Consider the following 14,815-nt stretch of genomic DNA (forward strand, 5'->3'; position numbering starts at 1 on the left):
AAGTAAGCACTTACAGGCTTTAAAACACTCAAACTGCTAATAACGTCTTAATTTTATTTACTGTAGAGTGTTCAATCTCCTAATGCACAACTATTTTTTGTTTAATAGCCGGCATTAACGTTTTACCGTCGCCATCTACTTTATTTAAAAGCTTAAGTCCCATTACTTTTGCAAGTACTGGGTAAATATCAAGGTTACTTACTTTTTCAAGTTTTACACCTTGTTTAAAGGCTGGGCCAACCGCAACAAATGATGCCGCCATGTCATCAGTATAGGCATAGCCGTGCGTGCCTAAATACATTGCTTTATCCGAATTGGTAAATACTGCCGGTGCTGTAGTTTGCACTACAATATCGCCCACCCGGGTACCTTTATTATAATGATACCCTGCTAACTGCTCGTCAGTTAGCACTGTATAACGCCCTTTAGCTGCCTTTTTTAAACGTGCTTTGTAGCCTTCAATATCTGCATTTTTAGCATCTGGCTGCGTATAAATTAATAAGCGAGGGCCTGTGTTTTTAACTAAAAAGTTTTCGTCTTGTGGCAGTGTTGAAATATCAATACTTTGCTCAGGGTTTACGTGCGCCATACCATGGTCCGACACAATAACTAAGTTAACGTCTTGCTCTAGTTTACTTAAACGGGTGTGTAATTGGCCCATTAATTCGTCTAATTGTTTTACTGCATCGCGAGTTTGCGGTGCGTCGGGTCCAAACTCATGCCCCATGCTATCAACAAGCGAAAAATAACTCGCTACAAAGCGTGGGCGCTGCGCTTTAGGTAAACTCAACCACTGTATAATTTGATCTACACGGCCTTGGTATTCACTGTGCTTAGAGTAATGAAAGTAATAGTCGGGCGTCATGCCGTTAAAGCGCGCATCCGACTCAGGCCAAAAATAAGTCGCTGATTTTAACCCCTGCATTTTTGCTAAATTCCAAAGTGGAATGCCTTTTACCCACGTACTATCGCGCATGCCTTTACCCATGCTGTAACACTCATTTTTACGCGCTTTATCACAAAAGTTATTATCAACAATGCCATGGTTTACAGGCAGTAAACCCGTAATTATAGAAATATGATTAGGAAACGTTTTAGTTGGGTAAACAGGTATAAGTTTTTGCGCCCGTACACCACGCTCGCCCATTGCTTTTAAATTAGGTGCGCCGTGTTTTTCTATGTAATCCCAACGCAGGCCATCTATTGATACCAGCACCACTGTTTGCTCTTTAGCCGCAAAAGCCGTTTGGCTCGTTAACACTAATAAGCACAATAAGAGTGCCCTTGAAAATACAGTTTCCATTATAAATACCTATAAATGCACAACAATTATCCAAAAAATTATTTTAAAGCAAGTTGTTACTATATGATACAAACTGATAGATTAACTTTATAAAACATCAATGACGCTGCGCGCAATTGGCATACGGAGAAACGATGATCGACTTTAGTAAAAAAATAACCCCAGCGCGTATGTATCGCACCACCGCAAATTTACAAATGGCGATGGAAAGCGATCGTGGTCGCATTATTAATAGTGCTGCTATTCGTCGTTTGCAGCAAAAAACTCAGGTTTTTCCGCTAGAGCGAAATGCAGCGGTGCGCTCGCGGTTAACGCACTCACTAGAAGTACAACAAGTGGGCCGTTTTATAGTGCAGCGTATTTTTGCTAATTTAAGCTTTGAGCAACAAACCGAGCTTGGCTTAAAAGGGCTAGAACGCCCCCTCGAAAGCCTAGTAGAAATGGCCTGCCTAATGCACGATATAGGCAATCCACCGTTTGGGCATTTTGGCGAAGCTGCAATAAATCACTGGTTTAATAATAATTTAGCAAGTGTTACACCAGAGCGCTGCAAAGAGCCAAACACCGGCATAGGCGTTATTTTTAAACACCTAGCGCTCGATATTTGTAACTTTGAAGGTAATGCACAAGGCATACGCATTATTCATTCGCTGCAAACACTTAATTTAACCTACAGCCAAAGCGCGGGTATTTTAAAATACACCCGCCCAGCAGGGCTTGATATAAAAGACATACCGCAAAACAAAAATTACTTAATGAAAAAAGTAGGGTACTACTACAGTGAAAAAGCCTTTGTAGAAGCGCTTCAAAACGAGCTAACCATAGAGCCGTATTGCCGCCACCCAGCAAGTTATATTATGGAAGCCGCCGACGATATTTCGTATTGCCTAGCCGACATAGAAGACGCCGTAGAAAAAGACATAATAAGCACCGAGCTATTATGTCAGGCGCTTAAAAGTGAATATAAAAAGGCATTAATAAATTTAACCATAGACGACGCAGAGCACCTATCTTTTGTAGATAAAGCAGTAGATTACGCGCTCGATCGCGCACAGGCTCAGCCGTATAACTTTAACAGCGAATTTTTTATATATCTGCGAGTAGCGCTGCTACACCCGCTGGTAAACCATGCAGCCAAGCGCTTTATTGAAAACATAGAACCCATTTACCATGGCGATTTTAACCAAGCACTACTTGAAGATAGCAGCCATTTACACGCGGTAACTAAAACACTTAAGCAAGTGGCCAGCAAGCATGTGTTTTCTAATAAAGAGGTCGAAAAGCTAGAGCTGCAAGGCTATAGAATAATTAACGGCCTGCTTGATTGTTACAAACCTCTACTACAGCTAACCAGCGACGACTTTAGGCGCGCACTTAATGGCGACTCACGCTTATTAATAGAGTCGCGTTTAGTTAAAAAGCTCTCTAAAAAACATCTAAACAGTTATCAACATGCAATAGATGCCATGCAAGAAGAGCCCGACCACTTTGCAGCGTACGAGTTTTATTATCGCTGTAGGCTAATTCAAGATTATATAAGCGGCATGACAGACCAATTTGCCTACGACGAGTATCGTAGCCTGATGGTTATAGATTAACGAGTATATTCCTAAATCCTAGATAATTTTTAATTTAGCGCTTAAAATCAAACTATTAATATTTAAGCGCTGTAACTTTATGATCGTGAAATTAGTTAGACTTACTCTATGTTTTGCCTTTTTTTATAGCGCACAAAGCGCTGCTTACAACGAGGCTATGTGCATTTTAATAAAACAAGAAATGCAGCAAAACAGCAATAATAAAGCCAGCCGACAATACCGAAAAGCCGCGCGCGACTACAAAAATAACTGTAATAAGCCAAAGCAAGTTCAAACTCAGCCTAAGCCGCAAATAATAGAGCCAGTGCCAACACCTGTTGTTATTCAGCCACAGTCTGTAATTGTAGAGCCCGCACCTGTAGTTGAGCCCACTGCCGCTCCAGCTAATAACATAAACGAAGAAACACTTAATTTAACAGGCGAGCAAAAACAACAAATAACTGAGCAGCAAAACACAAACGATGTAAATACAGCTAATGATAAGCCACAAACACAAACCGAAGTTGAGCAAAGCGCTGCGCAAAATACAATTAACAAAAATACTGATGAAAGCCAAAACCTAGCCGTACCGCCAGTTACCCAGCCAAAAGTAGAGCCTGTAAACACACCACCTGAAAACACAGCACCTATAAAAACACCGAGCAAACCAGCACCGGTAATTACACCACCTGCAAACTCAAGCTCGCTGTTATTACCGACCTTAATTATTGTTATAGTGGTGCTAATTGGCGCAATGGTATTGGTGCGTATACGCCGCGCTAAACAACAAAAAACAGAGCCTACTATGGGCACAGCCACTGCTGAAGCTTTAGTTAAAAACGCTAAAAGTAAGCAAAGCACTGCTAAAAGCACACCACAACCAGAGCCTGCCCCAGAGCAAATAAATACCCAAAGCGCCACCGCTGCTGCGCCTATTAAAAAACAACATAAAGCGCCTTTAACACAAAGCACAGAGCCAAATAAACCAGCACCAGTAGAGATTAAAGCTGAGCAGGCTGATATACCAAATACACAAAGCGAAACTCAGGAAGTAACCCTGCAAATGGCGGGGCAGCCAGATGAGCAACTAATCAATAATGAAGCCATTAATACCAACGAACAACCCATTGCCCCAGCGTCTGAAATCGCAAAGCCAACTGATGAACCTAGCGCTACTTTTAGCGATGCTAAACAAAAACCAGAGCCTAATACCGCCGAGTTTGAAGCCGCAGCCAAAACCACATTAGAGCGAATAAAAAACGCCGATGAATTTAGCGAACCACAGGTACGTGAGTTTGATCCTGATGCAAAACCAGTAAAAAGAAAGCGTAATCACGGCGCTCAAGTTACAGAGCCTACCCACACAGAAACAGAGCACAATGCTTTAGAACAACCACAAAAAGCGCCTGAGCCAATAACACCTAGCGAGCCTGTTGCCGACTTACATACACCAAATAAAACAGTAAGCGATGAGGTTACATCATTCGCCACCGACCACGACTTTAAAGAGCCAGAAGTACGCACATTCGATCCAAACGCCCCGCTTCCAGGTAAAAAACCAGCACCTAAAAAAGTTAAAGTTGAGCCAGAGCCTGAAAACATTGAGCCACAAATTGATGAGCCAATACCAGAGCCAGAGCAAGCTCCTTCAAAACCAGAGCCAGCACCAGAGCCTAAAAAGGCAGATAGCAGTAATCCATTTGCAAACCTATCACTTGATGAAAGCTGGGATCCAAACTCAAGCGAAAAACCCAAAATTGAAGAGAAAAAACGCGCAGCTAAATCACAAGCACTGATAGACGCAGAAGAGCGCGCTAAAAACATGCAAACCAAAGAGTAATATTTACCCTTTGGTTGATTGCGTATTTAGCGGTTTGAGTATCATTACAAATATTGCCGTGGGATTTAACAAGAGCAAGCTTGAGATGTATTTAAATAACTAAGCTTGCTACAAACACCGTAAAAATTAGTTTGAACGTACAAAAAGCGAAGCTTTTAAATGGTAGGCGCAAGTTTACTTCGCCCTTTAATTAAATTATTCAACACACCCTAGTTCAACTCACAACACTTATTCGCCTCACTTAATGAGTCGAATATATATTTAATTGCCTCACTGGGTAACTTTGTAACGTGTACTGCGCCCACCTGCAGCTGTTTTAGTTATAAACCCAAGTGTTTGTAAATCGGCTAAATGGCGCGTTGCTGTTGCGCGACTAACCTTAGCCACCTTTTGATACTGACTGGCACTAATTCCGTGCCCAAACTGGCCATCGAGTAGTTTATTAATTACTTTTACCTGTTGTTCACTTAGTTTTGCTTGTTCTTTACTTGCCCAGTAATTGGTTTTAAAAACTGTTTGCTCAATATTATTAAGCGTATGGTGTATCGCATTATTAAGCGTACATAAAAACCATTTAATCCACTGTGTAATACAAAGCCCACCACGCTGCGTGGCTTCTAGTACCTCGTAGTAGCTTTTTCTATCGTCTAAAATAGCCACCGACATAGCGTAAAACCGAATAGACTCAGCATACTTTTGTGCTAAAGCCAGATCGGTTATAAGCCGTGTTATTCGCCCGTTACCATCTTCAAGCGGATGTATTGTTACAAACCATAAATGTGCGATAGCTGCACGAATAAAAGGGTCTATTTGTGGATCGTTTTGCGTGTCGTTAAACCAGTTAAAAAATAGCGACAGCTCTTTATTTACTGCCTTTTTAGGGGGGGCTGTAAAATGTAATACTGGTTTATCTAAACGCCCCGACACCACCTGCATTGGCTCGTCGCCACGCAATTGCCCGCCCTCAATGTTAGTAAACAAGCTTTGCTCATCGGCAAATAATAAACGATGCCAGTTAAGCACCCGTTCTAAACCAAGCGGCGAATCTGTGTTCGTTATTGCATCAAGCATAATTTCTGCAAGATTGTCGCTTTGCACAGTTGTTGGATAAGGCTGCTCATTAATATTGAGCTTTTTAGCAAGCGATGAGCGAACCGAAAATGCATTCAGCTTTTCACCCTCAATTGCACTTGAGTGAATAATATTCGCTAGTAAGGTATCAAGAGCTTGCTGCTTTTGATGAGCACTTTGCACGCCCATACGGCCCACTAATAAACCTTGGTTATATGAAAGCTCCCTGAGTAAAGGAGCAAGCGCCGCATCATCCCACGTAAAGTTTGGCCAGTTTTGTTGTTGCCATATCCACATAGTCTTTAGCCCTTAAGTTAGTTAGCTTAAGTCTATATGATTTATTTGCCTCATTCAATGAGGCAAATAACACACTTAATTGCCTCATTGTTTTGCAAGCACTGCCGCTTTAAAATTATGTTTACCTATATAGCGTTGGCGATGGCGATGGCAATCAATTGGAAACGCCTTTTGCAGCAGCCTTTAAATGCATCGTAGGCGCTGAGCTTGCTCGCGCGAAAAGCAAAGCTTTTTAAAATAATTTACATATACCGAATTGGCGATGGCAATCAGTAAGAAGCCCCCTTAGCTGCAACCTTTATATGCATCGTAGGCGCTGAGCTTACTCGCGCGAAAAGCGAAGCTTTTAAAATAATTAACTAATATCGCGTTGGCAATGGCAACCAGTAAGAAGCTCCCTTAGCAGCCTTTAAATGCATTGTAGGCGCTGAGCTTACTCGCGCGAAAAGCGAAGCTTTTAAAATAATTTACATATATCGCGTTGGCGATGGTAACCAGTAAGAAGCTCCCTTAGCAGCAGCCTTTAAATGTATCGTAGGCGCTGAGCTTGCTCGCGCGAAAAGCAAAGCTTTTAAATGTGTACCTTATTAAAATATATGCGCTTTTATAGGCTTTTTTAATCGCTGAAAGTATTCACGATTAAGATTAGGAAATTGCTTATATATCATCGTTTGTAATTGCTTTTCAGATAGCTTATTACAGAGAAATTCTTGCTCAGCAAGCATTATATTCTTAAGTAACGCTCTCCCTGCTTGAGTATCCATTAAAAAGTAAATTGCAGCCCAACTGCTTGCGTACAGCTTACTGGTATCACCTTTTTTCCACGAGTCATCCAAACCCACTAACGAATCAATTAAAAATACACTTTTAGTAATATTGTTATTTTTCGTCCATGAACTATTCGGCTCAACAATAGCTGTTTGCATATTATTTTTAGTCAGCTCAAAGTACTCCGCAAACCCTTCATTTAACCATCTTGGTGTGTAACCTAACACAGCTTTATTAATGGCGTGCACTGCCTCATGTACCGCAGTTCGCATTGCACTGTGTGCATTATCATAATGAATAAAAGCAGAATTACTCGCATGAAAATACATACCCGCAGTGTTTGTAGGGTCACCTCTGCGTTGCTTAATTGCGGCCTCATAAGCGCGGCGCGTAGGCAGTACCGTTAAATTAAGCTTTACCTTTTTAAGTGCATGCACGCCAATAATTTGTCCATATACTTTAAATACAGTATTGAGTTTTATGCGTAGCTCTTGGTTAAATGACGAAGGTAAATTAGGCGTATTTAAAGTGAGGTCAAAGTAATCTAGCGGTTCAATAAAACCAGTATCGTAAGTTGCTACCGCAAAATCCGGTTTTTTATCACTAAAGTGCGGCACACCGTCACTGTCCGTCCACGTAAATATATCGCCATTACGTTTATATTTAACCTTTCCCAACGATACATCCACGCAGCGTGTATTGTTAGCTTGCGATAAATGATTATCGGCAGGTACTGATACATTTTGTAAAGTTGCCGAGCTTACGTTTTTAAGCTGTTTAGTTGTTAACGGTTCAGTAGTTACCTGCGACGATAAACTACTATAAATTCGTTTAACCTCGCCTATAGGATCATGATAATTAAATACCCGCCCAGTAAAATGATTAGCAATGAGCGCTGATGCAATTAGCAGCACAAAAAATACAAACACCACACGTAATTTTGTTTTGAACATATTTATGGGCGCCCTTGCCACTGTGCTTCAAACAACTCTTTTTGCTTACCCCGATATTCGCTACACCATACAAAGTCGGCCGACTTCATCCCTTTCTTACGGCAACGTTTGGGCAATTTATAGAATTTTGACCAAGCATCAAGCTTAGCGGCATCTTTATAGCTATCGCTGTGCAAAGACATGTTTGATACTTTTTGATTGAGTAACCAATTGCTATTAGGCGTACGAGTTGGGGTAGAAGAAGTAGCCTGATAAGCGCTACCACTCTTTTTAGGCTTACTGCAGTGATTAGCAAGTAAGGTAAATAGCGCTTTATCGCGTGCGGTTAAACGCTCACCTTCTTTATTACTGTAACCACTTCTAAATTGAGAGCGAATAGCTTCGCGCTGCTTTTTAATGCTATCGCATTGAGCTTGGGTGTAAGCCTCACCAGCTTGAGGAAAAGTTGTAAATACGCTAATAAATACCAGTAAAATCCATTTAATCATTATTCACTCCCTGAATTAAAGCTTTAAAATAGTGTACCTATAAATGTGAAAAAACACATCAATATTACTAATCCCAAAAGTAAAAATTAAACCACCACACTCCACAAAACCGTAGGTGCGATTTTACACCGCGCTTTCTCTTTAGTAACTAGCTCATTACCTCAATCAACAAACAAAGCTCACCTAAACACCTGTAGGCGCTGAGCTTGCTCGCGCGAAAAGCGAAGCTTTTAAAATAATTTACAAATATCACGTTGGCGATGACAGCCAAAGGGCGATCTTCTTCAAACAAGCTCTGCTGCAAATAATTCATCCGTGAAGCTGGGTTCCTGTCAGCATCCATGTTTCCATTTCCTCAAGCTGCAAAGTTACGCTTTGTGAAGGACACCCAAAACTGTTATATGACTTTCATCGCAAACATGCGTCAATTATCAATTGGGTTGTTCAGGAATAATAGGAAAAGGTCAGTAAATATTATGAGTCACTCATAATATTTTTACTATTCAACAATTCTTTGTACAACTTATACTGCTTTTGATTTTTCATATGGCTATGGTTTTCTTGTTCAGCATGGCAGCTAATGCATAATACTTTACAGTTTGCTGGTGTATTCCAATAATGGCTATGATTTAAATGATGCACATGTAGGTACTGTTTATATTTAAATAGATTTACACCACAATCCTCACAATTCCAATTATGTTTAGCACGAAGGTCTCGGCTAAATTGAGACCAATCCCTTTCTCCTATGAGCTTATTTAATACACCTCCTTCATCAAATGCAATATTACTCAAAGCTAAGCTTTCATGAACAAAGTCAGCGAAACTAAAATTATTTGCTAGTTCGTTACATTTTTTTATATCTTTCCCTAGTGGAGGTAAAAAGTTGGGGAATAATTCTCGAATACAATACTGACACACTCCCATAGGGAGTAAGATTTCTTCTACCTCTATTACTTTCTTGCTGTTCCTAATATTAATACTAAAGAAGCCATCTGCACGGCTAGTAACGTGGTACTTACCGGGCGCATCTTTTATTTTTTTACAGTATGTTAAGTGTACTTTATTAGTTTTTTCTACTGCATTATTATGTGTAATCTTATCATAGTCGGATTGCTCTAAAATATTTTGATAAGCGAATACAGGCGTAGCATTTACTATAAAACCACCTGATGTACTCTTAAATTTATGTAATATTTCAGAATCATAATCGTCATCTACATTACTTAGTAGTGAAAGCCATGCAGAACGAAAACCTTTGAATTTAATCAAAATAGTATTCCTAGTTTTGTCTCTCTTTGAAAAGGATTTCTACACGTCTTTGTAAATTTGACTGCCCCCTGGTCAATTTATTATCAGACTCTATGAATGAAAAACCTTGCGCCATAAATTTAGATGCAATCGCTGTATTATTCCTAGGTAATGAGTGTAAGCAATAATCCATTGTATTCATTGCTCGCTCGAATGAAACTCTCATATTCCCTACAAATTTATTGCCTTCACCGCTCCAACTTTTATCTGTATGGCCACGAAAAACGACCTTTTCAATATTACTATCGGGGTTTTTCGTTACATTAATTATCTTGGGGCAAATAACATCTAATGAATTTTGAACTTTTTTGGTAAGGCTTGAATCATTCCTTTTAAATTTAAACCATGCAGTTAAAACACTATTTTTTTCATCCCAGTACAAACTTTGATCATTTTCAGATAAGGCTTCTAACTCTTCAAAAAACTTCTTATTGATCTGGAGTTGCTCTGTTTGAACTTTACTACCTGACTGCTCCGCAAACTTACTCATTAACTCACGCTTCTCAATAGCTAATAATGTGCCTAATAAAAATATAGTCATAAGCACAGTCATTAAATCTGAAATGGCTAACCCACTATCTTCCATATCCTGTGAACCAATTAACATAACTAATTCATACCATCTAAATGAGATTCAGCTTCCGAAACTTCGGGACATAACATTTTTTTATTTTGATCTGCCAAGATAGTTTTTAACCCCGATGCATAGACATTTGCAACTTCTTTTAAACCTTCCTCAACTGCAAGATCTAAGCTTTCAAAAAACTTTCGTGCTTGTTTGATTTGAGATTGATTTAGTTCATCAAACTCTTTGCTTATCTTTTGAAAGTGAAGTTTAAAATCAACCACAGCAGCTGCCATATTTTCTTTGTGGTCATGCTCTAAAGATACCTGTACTAGCTTTAAATCTTTTACTAATTTTGAGAGTAAATCCATTGAAGGCTCCATACTTTTAATATCTTTATTTAAAGATTGATAAAGTAATTGCACCTTTTCAAAATCACGAACTATAGAGCTAGATACTCCATTCAATTCTTTATGAAGTAATCCACTTTGGTCAGTAAGCTTTAGTAATGACTCATCTGACTTTTTAAGGATATTATTAAAGCCATCAACACATTTGTATAACAGTGCTGTATTATCTCGCATTGCCTTTCGATTAACCTCGTTTAAATCTTTGGAAGTAGTAACTATAGAATCTAACGTTGCTTGGCTATGTTGAATAGATTCATTTACACCACTAAGTAAATTGTCTGACTGAATAACTAATTTATTAATACTATTAGTAAATTGGCTTAAAACTTTTTCTGTATCATCATTAAACTGCTTACTGATATCTCGAGAGTCTTTAAACAATTGTTTAGAAAGTAGCTCCCCTACAACTTGACTGCTGCCATTTATAGCATCCACTATCCCTTCACCATTTCTTATTACTGCATTTACAATATTATTAGTTTGCATAGCGTACACATCAAATGGATCTTTCCCTGTTTTAGCTAATCTTAACCTACAAAAAATTGAGCCACCGAGCCCAATAACACTAGACCAAAATGCACTTTTCAAACCAACTAAGAGCGCTTCAAATGCTTCTTGACTATTACTCAAAGGTTCAAGTGATTGCAACGAAAGTGCAATACCAAAGAATGTAAAGAAAATACCGATAGTTACACACAATGATGGTGTTATAGAGGCCAACCTGGAGTCAGCCTTACCCGCTGAAACAATAAAAAAAATAACAGATAAAAGTGAGATAGATATGAGAAGTAATGCCAAGTTAGTGCCAACCTAGAGTTTAAATTGGGTACATTCTACATAATAGTCTAACGTTCAAAAACAATAATTTAACATTTCTTTATTCTTCGATGTTTGAAAATTTGTACGCAGTGGATAATGAAAACAACCTTAACTGCAGCCTTCAATTCAATAATGAGTTAATGCTTGTTTACAATGCACATTTAAGTAAACTAACTATTCGCAAACAGGGAGTAGTTTTAATGCAGCAAATTGGTATTTACGAGCAGTTAATTACTCAAGTAATTGAGCAAAACTTAAATCGTGATCAATTTTATGTGGGCGAGCGCCAGCTTGAAACGGCCGAAGCCGCAACATGGCTTTCACGCTTTTTAGGTAAGCTTGTTGAACATGCGATTAATGCAATCCCTAACTCAAACGAGCGTTTGCAAGAGCAAATCAACCTCGCAAACAGCCTTGTACTTTGGCTTAAAGATCATATTCGCGATGACGAGCTAATTAACGAAAACCTTATCGACAGCCAAGGCCGAATACTTACCGCGCTGTTTAATACCCAAAACCCTATTGCGGCCAACCTTAAAGATTACTCAAGCGATATATTCCCACTCACAGGGCTTACACAAAGCGAGTTATTTAGCGGTGCTAATGCTGGTATATCGCTCGAAGCCGAGCTAAAGCGCGAGATAAAATCGTCCGACACTATTTACTGGCTTGTCTCATTTATAAAATGGACGGGGCTACGTATTTTTAAAAATGAGCTTGAAGCGTTTACCAAAAGCGGCAATAAACTCAAAGTAATTACTACCTCGTACATGGGTGCAACGGATGCTAAAGCCGTTGAGTTTTTAGCAAACCTACCAAATACCGAAGTAAAGCTAAGTTATAACAATCAGCAAGAACGCCTTCACGCGAAATCATATTTATTTATGCGCAATACGGGTTTTCATACTGGGTATATTGGCTCGTCTAACTTATCGCATTCGGCCCTTACCAGCGGCCTTGAATGGAACTTAAAAATTACTGCACAAGAAATTCCGCACATAATAGCCAAAACCAAAAGTACCTTTGAAACCTACTGGGAATCAAAAGACTTCGAGCTATTTACAGGCGCTGTTGAGTGTAAAGAAAAGCTCATTAATTCACTTAACGAACAACGCGGTGTTGGGCAATCAAGCAGCCAGTTTTATTTTGATATAACACCAAAAACGCATCAGCTCGCTATTTTAGAAAAACTAAGCGTTGAACGTAGCGTACATAATCGTTATAAAAATTTAGTGGTTGCCGCAACCGGCACGGGTAAAACCATCATATCGGCGTTCGACTTTAAAACTGTTTACGATAAAAACCCAAACGCACACTTTTTGTTTGTAGCCCACCGAGAAGAAATACTAAAACAAGCGCAAAGCGCTTACCGTGGCGTACTCAAAAACAACGACTTTGGCGAGTTGTGGGTGGGTAACTATAAACCACAACGTTACAACCAATTATTTGCATCAATCCAAACATTAAACAGCCAAATTGAATCACTTAATTTAACGCATGATTTCTACGACTACATAGTGATAGACGAAGTACATCACGTAAGCGCTGCCAGTTATCGCACCATTTTAAGTTACTTTACGCCCGCAATATTACTTGGCTTAACCGCTACACCAGAGCGACAAGATGGCGCAAATATACTCGATGATTTTTGCGGAGTAATAGCCGCAGAAATTCGCTTGCCAGAGGCAATCAACCAGCGCCATTTATGCCCGTTTCAATACTTTGGATTAGATGACGACACCGACCTAAGCCAAATAAAATGGCGAGGAGGCCGTTACGATATAACCGAGCTAAGTAACCTTTATACAGGTGAAAACAACCGCGCTAACAAAATTATATCGAGCCTTGCTGATATCGTAACCAATGTTCAAAAAATAAAGGCACTCGCGTTTTGTGTAGGCCAAGATCACGCTGTATTTATGGCGAAAAAATTTAACCTAGCAGGCATAAACGCAGATGTTCTCACCAGTAAAAACACCAATGAGCGTGCGGCTAAACAGCAAGCACTACGCCAAGGCGAAATACAAATACTTTGCGTGGTTGATATTTTTAACGAAGGCGTCGATATTCCAGAAGTCGATACCCTACTATTTTTACGCCCAACCGAAAGCTTAACGCTGTTTTTGCAGCAACTAGGCCGTGGTTTACGCCTGCCCGACAACAGCCAAAAACAGTGCTGCACGGTACTCGATTTTGTAGGCAACGCCCGCCCAGAATACGATTTTTCCAGTAAGTTCCGCGCGCTTATTGGTAAAAGTAACCAGCCAATAAAAACCGAGATTGAAAACAACTTCCCGTATTTACCGCTGGGCTGCCGTATTGAGCTACAAAAACGCACACAACAAACAATATTAAAAAATATTCAGCAAGCCATAAACAGCAAACGCCGTTTACAACAGCTGATCAATAGCTATCCGCAACATACCAATGACGCGCTAACGCTCAGTAATTTTTTACGCATAAACCCACAAGTCACGCTTGAAGATATTTACAAACCTAAAGCCGGTAGACTCGGCGGCTGGCACTGGCTTAAAGGCGATGAAATACCCGCAAAACAAGCCGATATTTACGCCGCGTATTACCGCGCAATCAATACCCAGTTACTCGGATGCGACTCGCTCAGTTACTTATGTTTTTTACGTGATTTATGTAACAACGACTTTAGCTTTACACCAACACCACAAAACCAACAGTACGCAGTTATGGCGCATTACAACTTTTGGGATTGCACTGGCACAAGTTTAGGGTTTAAAACGCTTGAACAAAGCTTACAAGCACTTAAACACAAAGAGCTACAGCACGAACTTGCTCAAGTAATTACGCTATTAATAAACCGCATACACCAGCAAGAAAGCGATTTAGCATGCCTACCTAATCACGCAATAAAATTACACAGCCGCTACACACGCCAACAAATACTCGCCGCGTTTGGCGCGCACTCGTTTGATAAAAAATCGACCGCCCGCGAAGGCGTTTTAGAATTTAAAAACCAAAACTTAGAGCTGTTATTTGTAACACTTAATAAGTGCGAAAAAAGCTACTCGCCTACAACGCTATATCACGACTACGCAATCAGCCCCACCCTGTTCCATTGGCAAACACAAAACAGCGCCCGACCAGAACACGGCCGCGGCCTAAGTTACATTCAGCACCAACAAACAGGCAAAACCATCCTGTTATTTGTGCGCGAACAAGGCAAAGACGAAAACGGCCGAACCATGGGTTTTGTAAACTATGGCGAGGTTAAATACCAAAGCCACATCGGCAGTCAGCCAATGAATATAACGTGGAAGTTAACCAACCAAATGCCAAGTGAAATGTGGCATGAGGCGGGGAAATTAGCGGTTGGGTGATTGTTTTATCTGCACTTAAACCTTCTAAAAAGGGATAAAGTGTTTAGAACCAACATAGAA

11 protein-coding genes are annotated in these 14,815 nt (G+C 39.9%); 3 read left to right on the forward strand and 8 right to left on the reverse strand.

Annotated elements, in window-relative coordinates; genetic code table 11:
* Nucleotides 1–79: 79 nt before the first annotated feature.
* The gene (locus J8L71_RS13790; RefSeq protein WP_211001032.1) at nt 80–1,303 is read right to left on the reverse strand and encodes an ectonucleotide pyrophosphatase/phosphodiesterase; all 1,224 of its coding nucleotides are present in this window, start codon (nt 1,301–1,303) and stop codon (nt 80–82) included.
* A gap of 134 nt (nt 1,304–1,437) precedes the next feature.
* On the opposite strand from J8L71_RS13790, the gene dgt reads away from it, so the two are divergent.
* Nucleotides 1,438–2,901: a dGTPase gene (gene dgt, locus J8L71_RS13795; protein WP_211001033.1), complete on the forward strand. Its 1,464-nt coding sequence runs from the start codon at nt 1,438–1,440 to the stop codon at nt 2,899–2,901.
* 79 nt (nt 2,902–2,980) lie between these two features.
* Nucleotides 2,981–4,720, forward strand: coding sequence for a cell surface protein (locus J8L71_RS13800; RefSeq protein WP_211001034.1), 1,740 nt, complete (start codon nt 2,981–2,983; stop codon nt 4,718–4,720).
* 270 nt (nt 4,721–4,990) lie between these two features.
* Here J8L71_RS13800 and J8L71_RS13805 read toward each other — a convergent pair whose 3' ends face one another.
* The 7 genes from J8L71_RS13805 to J8L71_RS13835 all read right to left on the reverse strand — a co-directional run bounded on the left by J8L71_RS13805 (nt 4,991) and on the right by J8L71_RS13835 (nt 11,381).
* Nucleotides 4,991–6,088: a Fic family protein gene (locus J8L71_RS13805; RefSeq protein ID WP_211001035.1), complete on the reverse strand. Its 1,098-nt coding sequence runs from the start codon at nt 6,086–6,088 to the stop codon at nt 4,991–4,993.
* Between the two features lie 587 nt (nt 6,089–6,675).
* Nucleotides 6,676–7,809, reverse strand: coding sequence for a DUF1570 domain-containing protein (locus J8L71_RS13810; protein ID WP_211001036.1), 1,134 nt, complete (start codon nt 7,807–7,809; stop codon nt 6,676–6,678).
* Between the two features lie 2 nt (nt 7,810–7,811).
* A complete protein-coding gene (locus tag J8L71_RS13815; protein ID WP_211001037.1) occupies nt 7,812–8,297 on the reverse strand; it encodes a hypothetical protein in 486 nt (161 codons plus the stop codon).
* A 148-nt stretch (nt 8,298–8,445) separates the two neighbouring features.
* Nucleotides 8,446–8,640, reverse strand: a complete 195-nt coding sequence (locus J8L71_RS13820) for a hypothetical protein (protein WP_211001038.1) — start codon at nt 8,638–8,640, stop codon at nt 8,446–8,448.
* 131 nt (nt 8,641–8,771) lie between these two features.
* The gene (locus J8L71_RS13825; protein ID WP_211001039.1) at nt 8,772–9,569 is read right to left on the reverse strand and encodes a hypothetical protein; all 798 of its coding nucleotides are present in this window, start codon (nt 9,567–9,569) and stop codon (nt 8,772–8,774) included.
* Between the two features lie 10 nt (nt 9,570–9,579).
* On the reverse strand, nt 9,580–10,215 hold the full coding sequence (locus tag J8L71_RS13830) for an OmpA family protein (protein ID WP_211001040.1): 636 nt from the start codon (nt 10,213–10,215) through the stop codon (nt 9,580–9,582).
* Nucleotides 10,216–10,217: 2 nt separating this feature from the next.
* Nucleotides 10,218–11,381 carry a hypothetical protein gene (locus J8L71_RS13835; protein WP_211001041.1) on the reverse strand — a complete coding sequence of 388 codons (1,164 nt, stop codon included), beginning with the start codon at nt 11,379–11,381 and terminating at the stop codon, nt 10,218–10,220.
* Nucleotides 11,382–11,602: 221 nt separating this feature from the next.
* Here J8L71_RS13835 and J8L71_RS13840 point away from each other — a divergent pair, with 221 nt between their 5' ends.
* The gene (locus J8L71_RS13840; RefSeq protein ID WP_211001042.1) at nt 11,603–14,755 is read left to right on the forward strand and encodes a DEAD/DEAH box helicase; all 3,153 of its coding nucleotides are present in this window, start codon (nt 11,603–11,605) and stop codon (nt 14,753–14,755) included.
* Nucleotides 14,756–14,815: the final 60 nt, after the last annotated feature.

Source organism: Pseudoalteromonas sp. MMG007, assembly GCF_018100985.1.
In the GTDB taxonomy this organism is placed as follows: domain Bacteria; phylum Pseudomonadota; class Gammaproteobacteria; order Enterobacterales; family Alteromonadaceae; genus Pseudoalteromonas.

Coding starts and splice junctions, on each gene's coding strand:
- J8L71_RS13790 (WP_211001032.1), bottom strand. CDS start 1,303: ATGGAAACTGTATTTTCAAGGGCACTCTTATTGTGCTTATTAGTGTTA.
- dgt (WP_211001033.1), top strand. CDS start 1,438: ATGATCGACTTTAGTAAAAAAATAACCCCAGCGCGTATGTATCGCACC.
- J8L71_RS13800 (WP_211001034.1), top strand. CDS start 2,981: ATGATCGTGAAATTAGTTAGACTTACTCTATGTTTTGCCTTTTTTTAT.
- J8L71_RS13805 (WP_211001035.1), bottom strand. CDS start 6,088: ATGTGGATATGGCAACAACAAAACTGGCCAAACTTTACGTGGGATGAT.
- J8L71_RS13810 (WP_211001036.1), bottom strand. CDS start 7,809: ATGTTCAAAACAAAATTACGTGTGGTGTTTGTATTTTTTGTGCTGCTA.
- J8L71_RS13815 (WP_211001037.1), bottom strand. CDS start 8,297: ATGATTAAATGGATTTTACTGGTATTTATTAGCGTATTTACAACTTTT.
- J8L71_RS13820 (WP_211001038.1), bottom strand. CDS start 8,640: ATGGATGCTGACAGGAACCCAGCTTCACGGATGAATTATTTGCAGCAG.
- J8L71_RS13830 (WP_211001040.1), bottom strand. CDS start 10,215: ATGTTAATTGGTTCACAGGATATGGAAGATAGTGGGTTAGCCATTTCA.
- J8L71_RS13840 (WP_211001042.1), top strand. CDS start 11,603: ATGCAGCAAATTGGTATTTACGAGCAGTTAATTACTCAAGTAATTGAG.